This window comes from Streptomyces sp. NPDC102402, from assembly GCF_044765765.1.
Taxonomy (GTDB): Bacteria; Actinomycetota; Actinomycetes; order Streptomycetales; family Streptomycetaceae; genus Streptomyces.
The window spans coordinates 649,461-668,256 of record NZ_JBIWKR010000001.1 but is presented as its reverse complement, the minus strand read 5'-3'; the positions used below and the strand labels follow the sequence as shown (position 1 = coordinate 668,256).

The window sequence follows — 18,796 nt, the reverse complement described above, 5'->3', positions numbered from 1 at the left end:
GAGTCCAGGACGGTGCGGACCTGTCTGCGCCGCGCCCGGGTCCGTGGCCTAGGAGCGCTGGTTGGGATGCTGCGGGTGGCTCAGCGGCGACGTGTGGAGCGGCGAGGCCCGCACGATCGTGATCACCCGGTCCGTCAGCTGAAGGGGGCTGGCCGCCGGATCGTCGTAACCGATCAGGCGATGGCCGCGCAGGACACTGACCACCAGGTCATCGGTCTCCCGGACGTTCTTGCCCACCTCGGCCTTTATCACCGGCCGTTCGACGAGATCGAGGCCACTGCCCTGCTGGATGAGATCCTCCATCACCGTGCCCGCGCTCGGGCTGAGGACGGAGAGACCCAGCAGCCGGCCCGCCGCGCTCGCGCTGGTGATCACGGCATCGGCTCCGGACTGCCGCAGCAGCGGCGCGTTCTCCTCCTCGCGCACGGCGGCCACGATCTTCGCGCCCCTGTTGAGCTGTCGCGCGGTCAGGGCGACCAGCACGGCGGTGTCGTCCCGCTGGGTGGCGATGATGATCTGACGCGCCTTCTGCACCTCGGCCCGCAGCAGTACATCACTGCGCGTGGCGTCGCCCAGCACACCCACGAACCCCTCGGCGTTGGCCGCTTCGATCACCTTGCCGGCCGGGTCGACGATGACGATCTGGTCCTTCTTCAGACCGGTGGCACAGAGCGTCTGGATCGCCGAACGGCCCTTCGTGCCGAAGCCGACGACAACGGTGTGTTCACGCAAGTTGGTTCTCCAACGGTTCAGCCGGAAGTCCTCCCTGGTCCGCTCCGTCAGGACCTCGAGGGTGGTGCCGACCAGGATGATGAGGAAGAGCACGCGCAACGGCGTCACCAGGATGACGTTGACCAGCCGGGCGGGGTCGCTGTACGGGACGATGTCGCCGTACCCGGTCGTCGACAGCGTCACCGTCGCGTAGTAGACGGCGTCGAGGAAATCGACCTGGCCGTCCGCGTTGTCGTGGTAGCCGTCCCGGTCGGCCCAGACGATGAAGACCGTGAGCGCCAGCACCGTGAGAGCCATCGCGAGCCGCTTGGCCACCTGTCGCAGGGGCCGGTCGACCACCCGCCGGGGCAGCAGCACGCGCGTCGGCACGACGTGTTCGTCCGCGCGCCTGGCCATCGCGTCCTGGCCGGGAAGTTTCACGTGAAACACCCTTCCGTCCACGGCGATGCCGAGGCCCACGGTAGATCGAGGATCTCCACCTCGGTGCCGGACCGTACCCCGCCGGGCGGCACCACGGCCAGCCCGTCAGCCGCGGCGATCCCCCGGAGCATGGCGGGGCCGTTGTAGTGGAGGGGAACGACCGTGTCGTCGCGATGGACCACGGGGATCAGCCGGGTGTCCTGCGGGTGCCCGTGCACCTCGTCGTGGACGGGCGCACGATAGCGCTCCGGGGAGGGCCTGCCGCCGATTCCCCGGAGCAGGGGCTCAGCCAGCGTCAGCAACCCGGACACCGCTGCGAGCGGGTTGCCAGGCAGGCCCACCAGACAGGGGCCGCCGTCGGGGAGCCGCGCCAACAGCATGGGGTGGCCTGGGCGCACGGCCACCCCGTCGACCAGCAGTTCGGCCCCGATCTCGGCGAGGACCGGATGGACGTGGTCCACCGGGCCGGCGGCCGTCCCTCCTGTCGTGAGAATCAGATCGGCGTCGGAGGAGACGAGGGCCTTACGGAGTGCCGCGGCATCGTCGCCCAGCCGCCGGGGGTCCGCTACCTCCGCACCCATGGCGCGGAGCCAGGGGGCAAGCATGGGACCCAGCGCGTCGCGGATCAGCCCTTCGCGCGGCAGCCCCGCCGTGAGCAGTTCGTCACCGAGCACGAAGACATCGACGCGAGGCCGGGGTACGGCGACGAGAGCGTCGTATCCGGCGGCAGCGGCCAGACCGAGAACGGGCGGGGTCACCACCGTGCCGACCGGCAGGAGCTCGTCGCCGGACCGGCACTCCTGGCCCCGGGGCCGGATGTCCTGACCCGGGACGACTTCACGTGCGGCGTGCAGCAGGCCTTTGGCCTCGTCGCAGTGGGCGTGCTCACTGCGGATGACGGCGGTGGCGTCCGCGGGGAGGCGGGCGCCCGTCGCGATGCGCAGGGCGTGCCCGTCGGGCAGAGGCTCCGAAGATCCGCGTCCGGCGAGCAGCCCTTCCCCCTCCTGTACGGTCCAGGGCCCCGGCCCCGCTACGACCCAGCCGTCCATGGCGGAGGTGTCGAAGGACGGCAGATCGGTGAGCGCGACGACGGCCTCGGCCAGGACGTGCCCGAGAGCGCGGTCCAGGGGGAGGCGGTGGGCGGTCAGGGGCGCGCCCCGGCCCAGGCGCTCGGCCAGGGCGCGCACCTCGGCCCAGGCGTCGGCCCCGGCTCGACGACGGCCATGAACAGCGGCGGGGGCACCAGGAGTCGGGGCAACAGGGGCCGAAGCACCAGGGCTGCCGGACGGGCCGGAGCCCGACGCACCCGGTGCGGGGGAGCCGCCCGGTGTCGCGGAGGCCGGTGCATGGGAGTCCGGTGCCTGGGAGTCCGGTACGGGGCTGGTGGGCCCGCTCGAATCCTTCGGCGCGGGCGCGGGCGGGGGCGGGGGATGTGGAGCAGGAGCTGCTCCGCCGGACCGGTCCGGCGGAGAGTGGGTGGCCTGCGGCTGGTGTCCGACGATCGCCAATGCCTGCTCGACGGCCCGTTCCTCCTCGGCCGCCCACGCCTCGGCCGTCCGCTCCGCCGCGGCCGCCCGCGCCTCGCGCCCGTGGGCTGTCATGGCGTGCCGGGCCCGCTGCCCGCTGCCGTTTCCTCCTCCCACCGGAGGGCGAGGGCGGTGGCCTTGCGGGAGACTTCCAAGACCGCTTCGGCAGCCGCTTCCGGGCCCTTTCCGCTGCTCGCCATCGCCGCCGCGTATCCCACCAGGAAGGTGGTGAGCGGGGCGGCGGGCCGGGCGACGCCGTGCGCGGCGTCACGGGCCAGATCGAGCAGGACGTCGGTGTCGACGTCGAGTTCGATGCCCAGTTCGTTCTTGACTGCGGTGATCCATTCGTCCAGCACGGTCCCATGCTCCCTGATCCGCGCCCTGGCGGCAGCAATGTCTTCCCAGGTGTCGCAGTCGAACGAGGCGAGAGGGCCGGCCTGCACCCGGGCCAGGTCGAGCTCGGCCGTCAGCAACCGCAGCGGAAGACCGGCGAGGCTGCCGTGTTCCGTGGCGAGAAGGGCCAGCTCACGGCGGAGCGGCTCGCCCCGGTAGACGGCGACCAACGGCTGGTCCCGGCCGTCCCCGTCGGTGCACAGCGCCCCTTCGTTCCCTCCCGTCCGTGCTGCGGCCAGCAAGGAGCGGACGGTCTCCTCCCCCAGAAACGGCAGATCGGCGGAGAGCACCAGGACGCTGTCCGCTTCCGTCTGCCGTACTCCGGCATCGAGCGCGGCCAACGGCCCGCCCCCCTGGGGCTCTTCACGTGCCCAGGTGACCGGGCGCACGGTGGGCCTGCGCCCGCCCACCACCACGGTGGACCCGGCATCGGCACATACGGCGAGAACCCGGTCGAGCAGCGCGCGGCCACCCACGCGGAGCCCAGGCTTGTCGGCTCCCCCGAGCCGCTTCGCGGCCCCGCCGGCCAGAACGATGGCGTCATACGCGGTCATGCCCCGAGTATGCGGGGCCCTCGGTCATGAGAGTCCTTTCAGGGACCGAACTCACAACGCCCCCGGACCGGGACCACCCACGGTCGACACCAGGCCGTGACCGTCCCCGGCCCGCACCGACGCGAGCCGGGACCGCCCCGGCCTGCACCGCCGCGCGCCGGGACCGCCCCCGACCGCTACCGCCGTCGGCCGCGGCACCGCCCAGGGCGGGCACCGCCCAGGGCGGGCACCGCTACAGCGTGCGCAGCAGCACCGCCGGCTGCTCCACGCAGTCGGCGACGTACCGCAGGAAGCCGCCCGCCGTGCCGCCGTCGCAGACCCGGTGGTCGAAGGTGAGGGAGAGCTGCACTACCTGACGGACCGCCAACTCGCCGTCGACCACCCAGGGTTTGGCCATGATGCGGCCGACGCCCAGCATGGCTGCCTCGGGGTGGTTGATGATGGGAGTCGACCCATCGACCCCGAAAACCCCGTAGTTGTTCAGCGTGAACGTCCCTCCAGTGAGCTGTGCCGGGGTCAGTCTTCCTCCCCGGGCTGCCTCGGTCAGCCGCGTGATCTCGGCACCGATCGACTCCGCGTTCCGCGTGTGCGCGTCCTTCACGACCGGAACGACCAGGCCACGCTCGGTCTGTGCGGCGAAACCCAGATGGACCGCGGACAACCGCACGATCTCCCTGGCCTCGGTGTCCACCGTCGAGTTGAGCTCGGGGAACCGTGCCAGTGCCGCCGTACAGATGCGGGCCAGCAGAGCGAGCACCGAGACCTTGGGCCCTACGGCATTCATGGCGGCCCTCGCCGCCATCAGCTCGGTGGCATCGGCGTCGACCCAACAGGTGGCGTCGGGGATCTCCCGTCGGCTCCTCGACAGCTTGTCGGCGACCGCGCCCCGGACCCCGCGCAACGCGATCCGCTCGACCGCCGTGTCCGGCCCCGGACCGGCCACCGGAACCGCGCCGACGGCACGTTCCTCGTCCGCGGTCCTGATCGCGGACTCCACGTCGGTCCGCAGAATCAGCCCGTCACGTCCCGTGCCTGCGACCATCCGGAGATCGAGGCCGTGCTGCCGCGCCAGTTTCCGGACGAGAGGGGAGATGACGGCCACGGGACCCTGAGGATCCACCGGGGCCGGGGCCGTGGGCGTGGTCGTGCCGGAAGCCGACGGCACGGGCACCGGTGCGACCGGGGCCGGAGCGGGCCTGACCCGTCGCCTCCGCGCGGCCGGTGCCCCCGTTCCGTAGCCGACCAGCACATTGCCTGACGTACCGCTCTCGTCACCGGTGCCGGAGGGCCCGGAGACCACCGCCCCGTCCACCGGCTCCATCGACCCGACCGCCACGGTCAGGAGCGGTGCGCCGACCGGGAGCTCCGCCCCCTCCTCACCGAATCGCGCGGTCACCACACCCCCGTAGGGGCAGGGAACCTCCACCATGGCCTTGGCCGTCTCGACCTCGACGACCGGCTGGTCGACGGCGACGACGTCGCCGACCTCCACCAGCCAGCGCACGATCTCGGCCTCGGTCAGCCCCTCGCCGAGGTCCGGCAGCTTGAATTCGAGCACCTGCGCCATCAGCTCTCGGCCTCCCACTGAAGACGGGCGACCGCGTCGAGCACCCGGTCCACGCCCGGCAGATGGTGCCGCTCCTGCATGGGCGGCGGATATGGAATGTCGAACCCGGCGACCCGCAGGACCGGTGCCTCCAGATGATGGAAGCACCGCTCGGTGACCCGCGCCGCGATCTCACCACCCGGGCCGCCGAAACCGGACGACTCGTGGACGACCACGGCACGTCCCGTGCGCCGGACCGACGCGGCGACGGTGTCGTCGTCGAAGGGCACCAGCGAACGCAGGTCGACCACCTCCAGGTCCCATCCCTCGGCGGTGGCCGCCTCAGCGGCGTCCAGGCAGACCGGAAGGGACGGGCCATAGGTGATCAGAGTCGCGCTGCGCCCGGGGCGCCGCACGACGGCCCGTCCGATCGGCTCGACCGCCGCAGGTGCGTCCGGCGACCAGTCCGCCTTCGACCAGTACAGCCTCTTCGGCTCCAGGAAGACCACCGGGTCGTCGGAGGCGATCGACTCCCTGAGCAGCCCGTACGCGTCCTCGACCGTCGCCGGCATGACGACGTGCAGGCCCGGGGTCGCCATGTAGTACGCCTCGGAGGAATCGCTGTGGTGCTCGACGCCGCCGATCCCCCCGCCGTAGGGAACCCGCACCGTGATCGGCAGCGGCATCGCGCCCGCCGTCCGGTTCCGCATCTTGGCGACATGACTGATCAACTGCTCGAACGCCGGGTACGCGAAGGCGTCGAACTGCATCTCCACCACGGGCCGCAACCCGTACATCGCCATGCCCACGGCCGCTCCGAGGATTCCCGCCTCGGCCAGCGGTGTGTCCGTACAGCGGTCGTCGCCGAACTCCTTCGCCAGACCGTCGGTGACGCGGAAGACTCCGCCGAGCGTGCCCACGTCCTCGCCGAGGACGTGCACCGTGGGGTCCTCGGCCATCGAGTCGCGCAGCGCCCGGCCGAGGGCCTGCGCCATCGTGGCCGGCTTCGCCCTGCCGGTCTGGACACCGGCCGTCGCCGCAGCGGTACTCATCGCCCGCCCTCCGCGCCGCTCTCGTCGTGCGGGCCCTGCGCGGCGTCCAGCTCGCCACGCAGTAGCGCCGACTGTTCCCGCAGCTGGCCGGTCTGTTCCTCGTAGACATGGGTGAACAGATCCATCGGGTCAAGCACCGGATCCGCGTTCATCTGGTCACGCAGCCCCTCGGCCATCCGCTCCGCCGCCTCCCGCACCGTGCCGATGGTGTCCTCGTCCAGCAGCCCTCGCCCGGTCAGCTCCCGCTCGATCAGCCGGATCGGATCGTGGGCCCGCCACACCTCGACCTCCTTGTCGCCGCGGTAACGGGTGGCGTCGTCAGCGTTGGTATGGGCTTCCATGCGATACGTGACCGCCTCCACCAGCGTCGGCCCCTCTCCACGCCTGGCCCGTGCGACTGCCTCGCCCAGCACCTGGTGCACGGCCGCCGCGTCGTTGCCGTCGACCAGCCGTCCCGGCATGCCGTACCCCACGGCCTTGTGGGCGAGGGAGGGCGCCGCGGTCTGCTTGGCCAACGGCACGGAGATCGCGAAGCCGTTGTTCTGGACAAGGAACACGACCGGGGCACGCCAGACGGCCGCGAAGTTCAGCGCCTCGTGGAAGTCGCCCTCGCTCGTCCCGCCGTCGCCGACCATCGCGAGCGCCACCACGTCGTCACCCTTGAGACGCGCCGCGTGCGCCAAGCCCACGGCATGCGGCAACTGGGTGGCCAGAGGGGTGCACAGCGGGGCGATGCGGTGCTCACGCGGGTCGTACCCGGTGTGCCGGTCTCCTCGGAGCAGTGTCAGTGCCTCGACGGGGTCCAGGCCACGCGCCACCGCGGCAAGGGTGTCGCGATAGCTCGGAAAGAGCCAGTCACGGTCCTCCAGCACCAGTGCGGCCGCGATCTCACAGGCCTCCTGGCCGGTGCTCGACGGGTACACCGCCAGTCTGCCCTGCTTGGTCAGCGCGGTGGCCTGCGCGTTGTACCGGCGACCGCGCACCAGCTCGGCGTAGAGCCTCAGCAGCAGCTCGGGATCGGCGTCGGCCGCGGCGTCCGTACCGAGCACCCGGAACGGCTCGGGATCCGGGAGCAACGGCGCGGGATCGGTGAGCGGCTTCCAGGCCGGGGGCGGCGTGGGCCGGTAGGCGGCTGCGCCGGGCAGCTCCTGGACCGTCATGACAAGCACCTCCTGGCATCGAGATATATCGAGGGGTGTCGAAATCCGCAGGAATGTCGAGGCGTGGGTGAGGCACCGGTGTGGTGCGCCTCACCTACCGATTGTTCGGTCGCGGGCGCAATTTGGCTACAGGCGGCTTCAGCCTGTGGACAAACGGTTCTCCACAGCCTGGGATAGAGGCAGGTCGTCCACAACAGGAAGGCGCGGGCAGATGGCAGCTGAACAAATGGCCGACGGGTCCGGAAATCCCGGCCGCACGCCGCCCGCGCGGCCGCTGGACTCCACCGACCGTGCCATCCTGCGCATCCTCCAGACGGACGGCCGCGCCTCGATACGAGCCGTCGCCGAACGCGTCCACGTCTCACGGGCCAATGCGTACGCCCGCATCAACAGACTCGTCGAGGACGGAGTGATCCGGGGTTTCAGCGCACGCGTCAATCACGAACGGGCCGGGGAGGCCGCCTCCGCCTACATCACGCTCAAGATCGTCCAGAACTCCTGGCGCGCCGTGCGGGAGCAGCTCCAGGCCCTTCCGGGCGCCACCCACATCGCACTGGTCAGCGGCGACTTCGACGTACTCCTCCTGGTGCACACCCCGGACAACCAGGCACTGCGCGAGCTGGTCCTGACCCGGATCCAGGCGATTCCGGAAGTGCTGTCGACCCGCACCCTGCTGGTGTTCGAGGAGACCGATCTGGGGCCCCGCCCGGACCACCCCACCGAGCTCACCCAGGACGCGCCCCCCGCGTGACGTCGGCGCGCGCCCCGACGCCGACAGGCCGACGGCGGTCGGTCCACCCCGCCTCCGGACCGGATCAGCCGGCCCGCATCCCCTCGAAGGCGAGCTGGACGACGGTGTCGGCGAGCTGGTCCGCCTCCGAAGAACTCCCAGGCTGCGGCCGGTACCACTCGACCAGCGAGTTCACCATGCCGAACAGGAGCCGGGTCGCCAGGCGTATGTCCACGTCGGCCCGCAGGTCTCCGTCGGCCACCGCGGCCTTCAGCAGGTCGGACACCCGCTGGTCGAACTCGCGCCGGCGCTCCAGCGCCCAGCGCTCCGTCTTCGTGTTGCCGCGCACCCGCAGCAGCAGCGTGACGTACGGAAGCTCCGCCAGCAGCACCTCGACCGTGCGGCGCGTGACGTACTCGACCCGGGCGATCGCCCGCCCCTGTATCGCCCCCGGCTCGTCGAGGATGCCGAAGAGCCCGTCGAGCGCCCGGCTCACCGCGCGCCGCAGGAGCTCCTCCTTGCCCGCCACATGGTGGTAGATGGACGACTTGGAGATCCCCGCCGCCTTGGAGAGGTGCTCCATCGACGTACCGTCGTAGCCGCGCTCGTTGAAGACACGGACAGCGACGGTAAGAAGTGTCTCCGGGGTGTACGTGTCCCGCTTGGCCGTGGTCATGACCGCGATCCTCCCCCATGAGTTGTCCACAGGTTCCCTGGGGCCCCTTGTCCCGACCGATCGTTCGGTTACTCTAACTCCGTCCGCACATCCCTGCCCGGCTCGACGAGGAGTTGGTCCGTCATGGCCGCCGAGCTTTCCCCCGAGAAGCTGTCCGAGATCCACCGACCGACGCTCGACCAGGCCCTCGACACGATCCGCACGCGTGCCTACTGGTCCCCGCACCCCGAGCACCCGAAGGCCTACGGCGAGGGAGGTCTCCCCGGCAGCCTCGGCGCGGCCGAGGGCAAGGCCGCGTTCGACGCCGTGCTCCACACCCGGATGGATCTCGGCCAGCCGGGCACCGACGGCTGGACCGGCGCAGAGGTCTCGCCGTACGGTCCGGAGCTCGGCGTCGAGTACCCGCACGCCGACGTGGACGTCCTGCTCCCCGCCATGAGCGCCGCCATGGGCTCCTGGCGAGCGGCGGGGCCCGAGACCAGGGCCCTGGTCTGCCTGGAGATCCTCGCCCGGATCAGCGCCCGTACGCACGAACTGGCCCACGCGGTGATGCACACCAGCGGGCAGGCGTTCGTCATGGCCTTCCAGGCCGGTGGCCCGCACGCCCAGGACCGCGGCCTGGAGGCCGTGGCATACGCCTACGAGGAGCAGACGCGTACGCCGCACAGCGCCGACTGGTCGAAGCCACAGGGCAAGCGCGACCCCCTGCAGCTCCACAAGACGTACACCGCGGCCGGGCGCGGGATCTCCCTGCTGATCGGGTGCAACACCTTCCCCACGTGGAACGGCTACCCGGGCCTCTTCGCCTCGCTGGCCACCGGCAACCCCGTCCTGGTCAAGCCGCACCCACGGGCCGTCCTGCCGCTGGCGCTCACCGTCCGGCTGGCACGCGAGGCACTGTCCGAGGCGGGCTTCGACCCGAACCTCGTCGCGCTGGCGGCCGAGCGGCCCGGCGAAGGCATCGCAAAGACCCTGGCGTTGCGGCCCGAGATCAAGATCATCGACTACACGGGGTCCACCGCCTTCGGCGACTGGCTGGAGGCCAACGCCCGGCAGGCGCAGGTCTACACGGAGAAGGCCGGCGTCAACACGATCGTCCTCGACTCCACCGACGACTACCGGGGCATGCTCTCCAATCTGGCCTTCTCGCTCTCCCTCTACAGCGGCCAGATGTGCACCACCCCGCAGAATCTGCTCATCCCCCGCGACGGCATCACGACCGACGCGGGCGCGAAGTCCTACGAGGAGGTGGTGGCGGACGTCGCCGAGGCGGTGAACGGACTCCTCGGCGACGACGCCCGTGCCAACGGACTGCTCGGCGCACTGGTGAACGCCGACGTGAAGGACCGGCTGGAAGGTGCGGCGGCCCTGGGCGATGTCGCACTCGCCTCGCGGCCGGTGGTCAACCCCGACTTCCCCGACGCCGTGGTCCGCACGCCGGTTCTGGTGAAGATCGACGGCACGAAGCCCGACGACGGGGCCGCCTACCTCTCGGAGTGCTTCGGTCCGGTCTCGTTCGCGGTCTCCGTCGACTCGACCGCTGACGCTCTGGACCTGCTGCGCCGCACGGTCCGCGAGAAGGGCGCGATGACCGTCGGCGCGTACACCACCTCTCGCGAGGTGGAGAGCGCGGTGGAGGACGTCTGCTTCGACGAATCGGCTCAGCTCTCGCTGAATCTCACCGGCGGTGTGTACGTCAACCAGACGGCGGCCTTCTCCGACTTCCACGGTTCGGGCGGCAATCCCGCGGCCAACGCGGCGCTCTGCGACGGAGCTTTCGTGTCCAACCGCTTCCGGGTCGTGGAGGTCCGCCGCCAGGCCTGAGCGGAGCGCCGACGGCCTCGCGAAGGCATCCGGTGGAGCGGGGTATCCGCTCTACCGGATACCCGGCCACCTTGCTCAGCCGCCCTGCCCGGTCACCTGGTCACGCGCCGAGTTCCGGGATGTCCGCGTGCCGCTGTACCCAGGCGTGCATGGCGATGGCCGCCGCCGCGCCGGCGTTGATCGACCGCGTCGAGCCGAACTGCGCGATCGAGCACACCATCGAGGCGTGCTCGCGCGCCTCCTCGGTCAGCCCCGGGCCCTCCTGCCCGAACAGCAGCACACACCGGCGCGGCAGCTCCGTCCGCTCCAGCGGCACGGCCCCGGGAAGGTTGTCGATCCCGATGATCGGAAGCCCCTCGGCCTCCGCCCAGGCGGTCAGGTCCGCCGTGTCCGGGTGGTGCCGTACATGCTGGTAACGATCGGTGACCATCGCGCCCCGCCGGTTCCACCGCCGCCGCCCCACGATGTGGATCTCCTTCGCGAGGAAGGCGTTGGCGGTGCGCACCACCGAGCCGATGTTGAAGTCATGGCCCCAGTTCTCCACCGCCACGTGGAAGTCGTGCCGCCGCAGATCGAGATCGGCGACGATCGCCTCCCTCGTCCAGTACCGGTAGGCGTCGCCCACGTTGCGCCGGTCTCCCTGGGCGAGGAGCTCGGGGTCGTAGCGCTCCCCCTCGGGCCAGGGCAGCGGGTGCGGTCCGACGCCGACCACGGCACCGAACCCGTCGTCGTACTGGATCGGTTCCGCCGACGGATCGGGCACCGCCGGGGGCTCTTCTGTACTGCCGGTCTCGCTGGTCACCCGACGAGCGTATGGCCAGGGCCGCCGCCACCGCGCGGGGCCTCCTCGTCCTTCCGCTCCGCCCGGCGCTGACCGGGGAGCCGGAGTCTTCCCGCCGTACGGGAGAAGAGCCGCTGCCGACCGAGCGTCACCCGGTTCCCCAGCCACAGGAGGAAGGCCGTCGGCAGGAAGACGGCGTCCGCGGCGATCATCGCCATGGAGAAGAAGGGCAGCCCCAGCAGGACGGAGATCCCCGCGTGCTCGCCGATCATGAGGACCAGCAGGACGTTCTTGACCCGCCGGTTGAACAGCGTGAACGGGAAGGCGACCTGCGCGATGACCGTCAGGTACGTCAGCACCATGATCACCAGCGCGCTGGAGGCGACGAGCCCGGACAGCCCGGGCCACGGGGCGAAGTAGTCCAGTTTCAGCGGGTAGTAGATGGCAGTGCCGTCCTGCCAGCGGGAGCCCTGGACCTTGTACCAGCCCGCCGTCGCGTAGATGAGGCAGACCTCGGCCATGATCACGGCGAGCGTGGCGTTGTGGGCGAGATTGGCCAGTACGTCGAAGAGGGCGCGCAGCTCATGGCCCGGCGCGTACCGCTTCACGGCCCACCAGGCACCGTTGCCGAGCCACAGCACCCACATGAGGGACGGCAGCCACCAGGTGCCGCCGAGTCCGCCCAGGAGGGTGGCGGGCAGGAGGACGCAGCCGAGGACCGCCCACAGGGCCCGCCCGGTGAGGTCACGCGCGGCCCGGCCTCCCTCCGCGAGGCGCGCGGCGTCCCGGGCCGCTCGGCGGGCGTCCAGGGACCAGACCCGCGAGCAGCGCGTCAGCACCAGGTAGACCGCCATCAGGTGGATGACGTTGTCCCCGCCGTCGCCCATGAAGATGCTGCGGTTCTGCAGGGAGAGCACACCGGCCATGAACAGCACGGACGTGGCCCGGGTGCGCCAGCCGGCCATCAGCAGCGCCGCGGACACCAGCGTGAGCGCGTACACGGTCTCGAACCAGAACGCGCTGTCCGACCACATGAGGAGGGTGAAGGAGCCGTTGTTCGTGATGAGCCGACGCGCCATGTCCCAGCCCCACGGGCTGTCGGGGCCGTAGAGCTCGTGGCGGTGGGGCACCTCGCGCAGCAGGAACAGCAGACAGGTGGCGGAGACACCGATCCGGACGACGGCGCTCTGGTAGGCGCCGAGGGGTGACGCCGTGACGCGCTGGACGGCGTGGGCGAGCGGAAGGCCGACGGTCGCGACGCCTCCACGGGCCGGAGCGGTCGGCCTCATCGGTCCGCCCTCCGGGCCTGCGAAGCCTGGTCCGCGGGAGTCGTCCCAGGGAGGTCGGACGGGGTGACGGTCCACCACGGGAGCTCCCGGAATTCAGGCTCGGTGCTGATCTTCTCGTCGCTCCACGCCGGGGCCCCGACGGAGCGGACGACGGACCGCACCTGGATGCGCTCGACCTTTCCGCCGTAGCCGTGCTCGTCGAGGCGGAGCATGACGATGCGGCGGATGTAGCGCTCGGACAGTTCGCCGCGCATGCCGTTGGGGTGGTCCTCACTGTCGTGGGACCCGGTGTAGAAGTCCCAGGCGCGGCGCAGCTCGTTCTGGTCGACGTGGCTCGGCAGGAGGTTGCCGCGTATGGCCTCGCCGTCATCCCGCGAGAGGTTCATCCAGGGCGTGATGCTGCTGCCGTCGGCACCGTCGTCGGCCAGCTCCGCCCGCACGTGCACCGAGACGTTCTGCTGGAGCGGGTTGGGGGCGAACAGCTTCCAGTTCTGCTCGAACTCGGGATAGACCCAGCGGTCGACCACGTCACCGTGCTGCTTCGTCAGCGTGTTGGACGGCGCGACGTGCAGAAAGATCATGGCTACGTGCGCGCAGGCCACCAGCCCCATCACGGACAGCGCGAGCGCCGCGACGATCTGGTACGGGAGCGAGAGCGCGGCCATGCCGCCGCCCGGACGCCCCGCGGCTGTCCCGGCCGCGGAGGCGGTGTCCGCCGCCGGCGCCGTGGCGACCGGTCCACTCGGATGGCCCTCCCCGGCCGCCGGTATCCCGGCGGGTGCGTCCTCCGCGTCGTGATCCGTCAGCGGGCGGTTCGCCACGCCGGGCCAGGGGGCTTTCTTCTCGTTTCCGGTGCGCCCACCGTGGTCCGCATCCATCCCGCCCCGATCACCGTCGATCACCACTCAGTTATCCACAGGGTTGACACCCTACGGGCCTCCGACCCACCATTGAAGTCAAGGAACCGAACGATCGGTCGGTAGGGGGCTCGAGATGGCGGCAGTGACTGCGGACCAGACGACGCAGAGGACGGCAGGAGCGGCGGACGAAGCGGACGCCGAGCTCCAGGCGGCCTTCGACGCCGCGGTGGCGGCCGACGACCGGATCGAGCCGCGCGACTGGATGCCCGCGGCGTACCGCGCCTCACTGGTCCGCCAGATGGCCCAGCACGCCCATTCGGAGATCATCGGCATGCAGCCCGAGGCCAACTGGATCTCCCGGGCCCCCTCCCTGCGCCGCAAGGCGATCCTGATGGCGAAGGTGCAGGACGAGGCTGGACACGGCCTCTACCTCTACAGCGCGGCGGAGACGCTGGGGACCAGCCGCGAGGAGCTGCTCGACAAGCTGCACGCAGGCCGCCAGCGCTATTCCTCGATCTTCAACTACCCCACGCTGACGTGGGCGGACGTCGGGGCGATCGGCTGGCTGGTGGACGGCGCCGCGATCACCAACCAGGTGCCGCTCTGCCGCTGCTCCTACGGCCCGTACGCACGGGCGATGGTCCGGATCTGCAAGGAGGAGTCCTTCCACCAGCGCCAGGGGTACGAGCTGCTGCTCGCCCTCAGCCGAGGCACGTCCGCCCAGCACGAGATGGCGCAGGACGCGGTGAACCGCTGGTGGTGGCCCTCATTGATGATGTTCGGCCCGCCCGACGACTCCTCGGAGCACTCGGCCCAGTCGATGGCCTGGAAGATCAAGCGGCACTCCAACGACGAGCTGCGCCGCCGGTTCGTCGACATCTGCGTCCCGCAGGCGGAAGCACTGGGGCTCGACCTCCCCGACCCCGACATCCGGTGGAACGAGGAGCTCGGTCGGCACGAGTACGGAGCGATCGACTGGACGGAGTTCCAGGAGGTCCTCAAGGGCAACGGCCCTTGCAACGAACAACGGCTCACCCAGCGTCGTACGGCCCACGAAGAAGGCGCCTGGGTCCGCGACGCGGCAGCGGCCTACGCAGAGAAGCACGCGGTACGGCCCGGTACAGCCGGGGCGACCGCCCAGCCCGTGGAGGCGACCGCATGAGCAGCTCGACCGACTGGCCGTTGTGGGAGGTGTTCGTACGCTCCCGGCGCGGGCTGTCCCACACCCACGCGGGCAGCCTGCACGCACCGGACGCCGAGATGGCCCTGCGCAACGCCCGCGACCTGTACACACGCCGCTCGGAGGGCGTCTCCCTCTGGGTGGTTCCCTCGACGGCCGTCACAGCCTCCTCTCCGGACGAGAAGGACTCGTTCTTCGAACCCGCCGGGGACAAGCCCTACCGCCACCCCACGTTCTACGAGATCCCGGAAGGGGTGAAGCACCTGTGACCGCGGCCCTCGCCCTCGGCGACGACGCACTGGTGCTCTCGCACCGGCTGGGGGAGTGGGCCGGCCACGCCCCTGTCCTGGAGGAGGAGGTCGCCCTCGCCAACATCGCACTGGACCTGCTGGGACAGGCCAGGATGCTGCTCTCCTTCGTGGGCGACGAGGACCAGCTCGCCTACCTCCGTGAGGAGCGGGCCTTCCGCAACGTCCAGCTCGTGGAGCAGCCGAACGGCGACTTCGCCCACACCATCGCCCGGCAGCTCTACTTCTCCGTCTACCAGCACCTGCTGTACGGCGCACTGGCCGACGGTGACGGCGAGTTCAAGGATCTCGCGGCCAAGGCCGTCAAGGAGGTCGCCTACCACCGCGACCACGCGGAGCAGTGGGTCCTGCGACTCGGGGACGGCACCGCGGAGAGCCATGAGCGCATGCAGCTCGCGCTGGACGCGCTGTGGCGCTTCACCGGCGAACTCTTCGAGCCCGTCGAGGGAGTCTCCGTCGACCGGGACACCCTGCGCGACGGCTGGATGGCCGCCGTGGCCTCCGTGGTGGAGCGGGCCACCCTCACGCTCCCGTCAGGGCCGCAGTCCGGGGGGTGGGCGGCCGGAGCGGGCCGGCAGGGCCTGCACACGGAGCCGTTCGGGCGGATGCTCGCGGAGATGCAGCATCTGCACCGCAGCCACCCGGGGGCGTCATGGTGACCACCGAGACCCCGCTGGAGGCGGAGCTCCACCGGCTGGCGGGCAGCGTGCCGGACCCCGAGCTCCCGGTCCTGACCCTGGACGAACTCGGCGTTCTCCGCGGTGTGCGGGTGGACGGGCCAAACAAGGTCACCGTGCGGCTCACCCCGACGTACACCGGCTGCCCGGCCATCGAGGCCATGTCCCACGACATCGAGCGCGTGCTGCACGACCACGGCGTCGCGGAGGTGTCCGTGATCACGGTTCTCGCCCCGGCCTGGTCGACGGACGACATCAGCGCCGAAGGGCGCCGCAAGCTCGCCGAGTTCGGCATAGCCCCGCCACGCGCCGGGAGCCGGCAGGGAGGGCCGGTGCCCCTGACCCTCACCGTTCGCTGTCCGCACTGCGGTTCCAGGGATACGGAACTGCTCAGCCGTTTCTCCTCCACGGCGTGCAAAGCACTGCGCCGCTGTGTGGCGTGCCGCGAACCGTTCGACCACTTCAAGGAGTTGTAGATGTTCCATCCACTCCGGGTCAGCACGATCGAACGGATCACGGACGACGCGGTGGCCGTAACCTTCGCCGTGCCGCCGGACCTTCGCGAGACCTTCCGCCACACTCCGGGTCAACACCTGAATGTGCGTTACCGAATCGGCGGCGAGGAGATCCGGCGGTCCTACTCGATCTGCGCACCCGCCCCCGCGCAGCCGGGTGACCCCCTGCTGCGTGTGGGCATCCGCATGGTCGACGGAGGCGCGTTCTCGACGTACGCCCTCAAGGAGCTCGCGGTCGGGGACCAGGTGGAGGCGATGGCTCCGACGGGCCGCTTCCTTCTCGAGCCGCGCCCGGGCCGCTTCGCAGCGATCGTCGGCGGCAGTGGCATCACACCGGTGCTGTCGATGGCGTCGACGCTGCTGGCGCGGGAACCGCTCGCGCACTTCTGCCTGATCCGCAGCGACCGCACGGCCGCCTCGACGATGTTCCTCGACGAGGTGGCGGACCTGAAGGACCGCTACCCGGACCGCTTCCAGCTGGTGACGGCGCTGTCCCGCGAGGAGCAGGCCGCCGGGCTGCCCTCGGGCCGGCTGGACCGCGAGCGGCTCACCACCCTGCTGCCGGCCTTGCTGTCGGTGCCGGATGTGGACGGCTGGTTCCTGTGCGGACCACTCGGTCTGGTCCGAGGAGCGGAAAGCGCCCTGCGCGCACTCGGCGCCGACCGTTCACGCATCCACCAGGAGCTCTTCCACGTCGCCGACGAGGGGCCGGCCCTGGCGACGGCCGCGCGGGTGGCCGCGCCGTCGGAGAGCATCCTCACCGCGACGCTTGACGGGCGGTCGGGCAGCTGGCCTGTCGAGAGCGGCGAGTCGCTGCTGGACACGGTGCTGCGAAGCCGCTCGGACGCTCCGTACGCCTGCAAGGGGGGAGTGTGCGGGACCTGCCGGGCCTTCCTGGTCTCGGGCGAGGTGCGGATGGACCGCAACTTCGCACTCGAACCGGAGGAGACCGACGCGGGCTTCGTGCTGGCCTGCCAGTCCCACCCCGTCACCCCGGAAGTGGCACTCGACTTCGACCGCTGACGGCACGCACAAAAATCCACCGCCGGTACCGGTTACCGGAACCGGCAGCCACCGCCGGTGCCGGTGCCACCGCCGGTGCCGGTGCCGGTGCCGGTCGCGACTCGGAGAGCGCCGGGGAGGAGCCCGTCAGAGTACGAAGGCCGGGCTCCCGTTGTCCGCGACCATCGGGCGCCCGGCGCCGTCCCAGGCCAGCATGCCGCCGTCGATGTTCACCGCGTCGACCCCCTGCTGCACCAGGTACTGGGTGACCTGGGCGGACCGGCCCCCGACCCGGCACATCACATGCACGCGCCGACCGTCGTCGGCCGCCTCGGTCAGCTCGCCGAAGCGGCCCACGAAGTCACTCATGGGAATGTGCAGAGCACCCTCGACATGCCCGGCCGCCCACTCGTCGTCCTCCCGGACGTCCAGCACGAAGCCGTCCGACGGAACCGCCGCGACGTCCACCGAGGGCAGCGGAGCGAAATTCATGGGTAAGCCTTCTCTCGTACGTACGCGCCAGAGTCATCCGGAACGCTACTGCACCAGCCCTGCCAGCTCGTCCTCACGCCGGGACACGTCGGCCAGAAGCTTCTCGCCGATGTCGTCCAGCAGCCGGTCGGGGTCGTCCGGTGCCATCCGCAGCATCGAGCCGATCGCGCTCTCCTCCAGTTCCTTGGCCAGGACCGTCAGAAGCTCCTTGCGGCGGCTGAGCCACTCCAGCCGCGCATAGAGCTCCTCGCTCTCGCTCAGACGCAGCTCCGGCGTCACGGGCCCAGCCGCCCACTCGGCGGCCAGTTCCTTGAGCAACGCCACGTCGCCACGTCCGTAGGCCGCGTTCACACGGGCGATGAACTCGTCCCGTCGTGTCCGCTCCGTCTCGTCCGGCGCGAGATCCGGGTGGGCCTGACGCGCCAGCTCCCGGTAGAGCTTGCGCGCCTCCTCGCCCGGCCTGACCCGCTTCGGCGGCCTGACGGGCTGCTCCGTGAGCATCGCCGAAGCCTCCGGCGACAGCCCGTCCGAGTCCATCCAGTCGTGGAAGAGCTCGTCGACCCCGGGCATCGGCATGACGATCGCCCGCGCCTCCTGGGCCTTGCGCAGATCCTCGGGATCGCCGGTCCTCGCGGCCCGCGCCTCCGCGATCTGCGCATCGAGCTCGTCCAGGCGGGCGTACATCGGGCCGAGCTTCTGGTGATGCAGCCGGGAGAAGTTCTCCACCTCGACCCGGAAGGTCTCCACAGCGATCTCGAACTCGATCAGCGCCTGCTCGGCCACCCGAACTGCCTTCGCGAGTCTCTCCTCGGGCCGGGGAGCAGCGGTCTCGCCCTCCGCGTCGTCACCGACCGCACCGTCCATGGATCCGGCTGGACCGCCGTCCCCGTCACCGGTGGCCGTGGCGGGACCCACCTGCGGGGCATCGACAGCATCCGCCCTCAGGCCGCCCTCCGGCGCGTCCTGCGCACGCTGCGGCTCATCCTGCCGGTCCTGGTCCTGCCGGTCTTCGTCGTTCCGGGTGGTCGGCACCCCGGCGGCTTCGTGGGTCACCCGTCCAGCGTATGGCCACCGCCCGG

At 71.0% G+C, this 18,796-nt stretch carries 19 protein-coding genes; 7 read left to right on the top strand and 12 right to left on the bottom strand.

The annotated features are described in order from the left end of the window. Positions 1-48: 48 nt before the first annotated feature. The 6 genes from ACIRJR_RS02780 to pdhA all read right to left on the bottom strand — a co-directional run bounded on the left by ACIRJR_RS02780 (position 49) and on the right by pdhA (position 7,383). The gene (locus ACIRJR_RS02780; protein ID WP_403772730.1) at positions 49-1,191 is read right to left on the bottom strand and encodes a potassium channel family protein; all 1,143 of its coding nucleotides are present in this window, start codon (positions 1,189-1,191) and stop codon (positions 49-51) included. Next, positions 1,149-2,753 (bottom strand): molybdopterin molybdotransferase MoeA, encoded by a 1,605-nt coding sequence (locus ACIRJR_RS02775; RefSeq protein ID WP_403772727.1) that lies wholly within the window; start codon positions 2,751-2,753, stop codon positions 1,149-1,151. The genes ACIRJR_RS02780 and ACIRJR_RS02775 overlap by 43 nt, the downstream gene beginning before the upstream one ends. Continuing rightward, on the bottom strand, positions 2,750-3,625 hold the full coding sequence (locus ACIRJR_RS02770; protein WP_403772724.1) for an NTP transferase domain-containing protein: 876 nt from the start codon (positions 3,623-3,625) through the stop codon (positions 2,750-2,752). The genes ACIRJR_RS02775 and ACIRJR_RS02770 overlap by 4 nt, the downstream gene beginning before the upstream one ends. A gap of 232 nt (positions 3,626-3,857) precedes the next feature. Continuing rightward, a complete protein-coding gene (locus ACIRJR_RS02765; RefSeq protein WP_403772721.1) occupies positions 3,858-5,192 on the bottom strand; it encodes a dihydrolipoamide acetyltransferase family protein in 1,335 nt (444 codons plus the stop codon). Further along, positions 5,192-6,223 carry an alpha-ketoacid dehydrogenase subunit beta gene (locus tag ACIRJR_RS02760; RefSeq protein WP_403772718.1) on the bottom strand — a complete coding sequence of 344 codons (1,032 nt, stop codon included), beginning with the start codon at positions 6,221-6,223 and terminating at the stop codon, positions 5,192-5,194. The genes ACIRJR_RS02765 and ACIRJR_RS02760 overlap by 1 nt, the downstream gene beginning before the upstream one ends. Further along, the gene (gene pdhA / locus ACIRJR_RS02755; RefSeq protein WP_403772715.1) at positions 6,220-7,383 is read right to left on the bottom strand and encodes a pyruvate dehydrogenase (acetyl-transferring) E1 component subunit alpha; all 1,164 of its coding nucleotides are present in this window, start codon (positions 7,381-7,383) and stop codon (positions 6,220-6,222) included. The genes ACIRJR_RS02760 and pdhA overlap by 4 nt, the downstream gene beginning before the upstream one ends. Before the next feature lie 211 nt (positions 7,384-7,594). On the opposite strand from pdhA, the gene ACIRJR_RS02750 reads away from it, so the two are divergent. Further along, entirely contained in the window at positions 7,595-8,134 is a 540-nt protein-coding gene (locus ACIRJR_RS02750) for an Lrp/AsnC family transcriptional regulator (RefSeq protein WP_403772712.1), read from the top strand. Positions 8,135-8,198: 64 nt separating this feature from the next. On the opposite strand, the gene ACIRJR_RS02745 is transcribed toward ACIRJR_RS02750, so the two are convergent. Beyond that, entirely contained in the window at positions 8,199-8,789 is a 591-nt protein-coding gene (locus tag ACIRJR_RS02745) for a TetR/AcrR family transcriptional regulator (protein WP_403772709.1), read from the bottom strand. 123 nt (positions 8,790-8,912) lie between these two features. Between ACIRJR_RS02745 and paaN the strand changes: the two genes are divergently transcribed. Continuing rightward, complete coding sequence (gene paaN, locus ACIRJR_RS02740; protein WP_403772706.1) at positions 8,913-10,613, top strand: phenylacetic acid degradation protein PaaN; 1,701 nt, start codon at positions 8,913-8,915, stop codon at positions 10,611-10,613. Positions 10,614-10,713: 100 nt separating this feature from the next. Here paaN and ACIRJR_RS02735 read toward each other — a convergent pair whose 3' ends face one another. The 3 genes from ACIRJR_RS02735 to ACIRJR_RS02725 are packed head-to-tail and all read right to left on the bottom strand — an operon-like array spanning position 10,714 to position 13,561. Then, the gene (locus ACIRJR_RS02735; RefSeq protein WP_403772703.1) at positions 10,714-11,415 is read right to left on the bottom strand and encodes a TrmH family RNA methyltransferase; all 702 of its coding nucleotides are present in this window, start codon (positions 11,413-11,415) and stop codon (positions 10,714-10,716) included. After that, positions 11,412-12,683 (bottom strand): HTTM domain-containing protein, encoded by a 1,272-nt coding sequence (locus ACIRJR_RS02730; RefSeq protein WP_403772700.1) that lies wholly within the window; start codon positions 12,681-12,683, stop codon positions 11,412-11,414. The genes ACIRJR_RS02735 and ACIRJR_RS02730 overlap by 4 nt, the downstream gene beginning before the upstream one ends. Then, positions 12,680-13,561 carry a DUF5819 family protein gene (locus ACIRJR_RS02725; RefSeq protein ID WP_403772697.1) on the bottom strand — a complete coding sequence of 294 codons (882 nt, stop codon included), beginning with the start codon at positions 13,559-13,561 and terminating at the stop codon, positions 12,680-12,682. The genes ACIRJR_RS02730 and ACIRJR_RS02725 overlap by 4 nt, the downstream gene beginning before the upstream one ends. Positions 13,562-13,676: 115 nt before the next feature. Between ACIRJR_RS02725 and paaA the strand changes: the two genes are divergently transcribed. The 5 genes from paaA to ACIRJR_RS02700 are packed head-to-tail and all read left to right on the top strand — an operon-like array spanning position 13,677 to position 17,246. Beyond that, the gene (gene paaA, locus ACIRJR_RS02720) at positions 13,677-14,705 is read left to right on the top strand and encodes a 1,2-phenylacetyl-CoA epoxidase subunit PaaA (protein ID WP_403772694.1); all 1,029 of its coding nucleotides are present in this window, start codon (positions 13,677-13,679) and stop codon (positions 14,703-14,705) included. Continuing rightward, on the top strand, positions 14,702-14,992 hold the full coding sequence (paaB, locus tag ACIRJR_RS02715) for a 1,2-phenylacetyl-CoA epoxidase subunit PaaB (RefSeq protein ID WP_398976099.1): 291 nt from the start codon (positions 14,702-14,704) through the stop codon (positions 14,990-14,992). Before paaA ends, paaB begins: the two co-directional genes overlap by 4 nt. Then, positions 14,989-15,690: a 1,2-phenylacetyl-CoA epoxidase subunit PaaC gene (gene paaC / locus ACIRJR_RS02710; RefSeq protein WP_403772689.1), complete on the top strand. Its 702-nt coding sequence runs from the start codon at positions 14,989-14,991 to the stop codon at positions 15,688-15,690. The genes paaB and paaC overlap by 4 nt, the downstream gene beginning before the upstream one ends. Continuing rightward, the gene (paaD, locus tag ACIRJR_RS02705; RefSeq protein ID WP_403773784.1) at positions 15,687-16,184 is read left to right on the top strand and encodes a 1,2-phenylacetyl-CoA epoxidase subunit PaaD; all 498 of its coding nucleotides are present in this window, start codon (positions 15,687-15,689) and stop codon (positions 16,182-16,184) included. The genes paaC and paaD overlap by 4 nt, the downstream gene beginning before the upstream one ends. After that, positions 16,185-17,246 carry a 2Fe-2S iron-sulfur cluster-binding protein gene (locus ACIRJR_RS02700; RefSeq protein WP_403772687.1) on the top strand — a complete coding sequence of 354 codons (1,062 nt, stop codon included), beginning with the start codon at positions 16,185-16,187 and terminating at the stop codon, positions 17,244-17,246. It begins immediately after the preceding gene. Between the two features lie 126 nt (positions 17,247-17,372). On the opposite strand, the gene ACIRJR_RS02695 is transcribed toward ACIRJR_RS02700, so the two are convergent. Together ACIRJR_RS02695 and ACIRJR_RS02690 are read right to left on the bottom strand one after the other, a co-directional pair. Next, positions 17,373-17,717 carry a rhodanese-like domain-containing protein gene (locus ACIRJR_RS02695; protein ID WP_403772684.1) on the bottom strand — a complete coding sequence of 115 codons (345 nt, stop codon included), beginning with the start codon at positions 17,715-17,717 and terminating at the stop codon, positions 17,373-17,375. A gap of 45 nt (positions 17,718-17,762) precedes the next feature. After that, the gene (locus ACIRJR_RS02690) at positions 17,763-18,770 is read right to left on the bottom strand and encodes a J domain-containing protein (RefSeq protein ID WP_403772680.1); all 1,008 of its coding nucleotides are present in this window, start codon (positions 18,768-18,770) and stop codon (positions 17,763-17,765) included. Positions 18,771-18,796 lie beyond the last annotated feature (26 nt).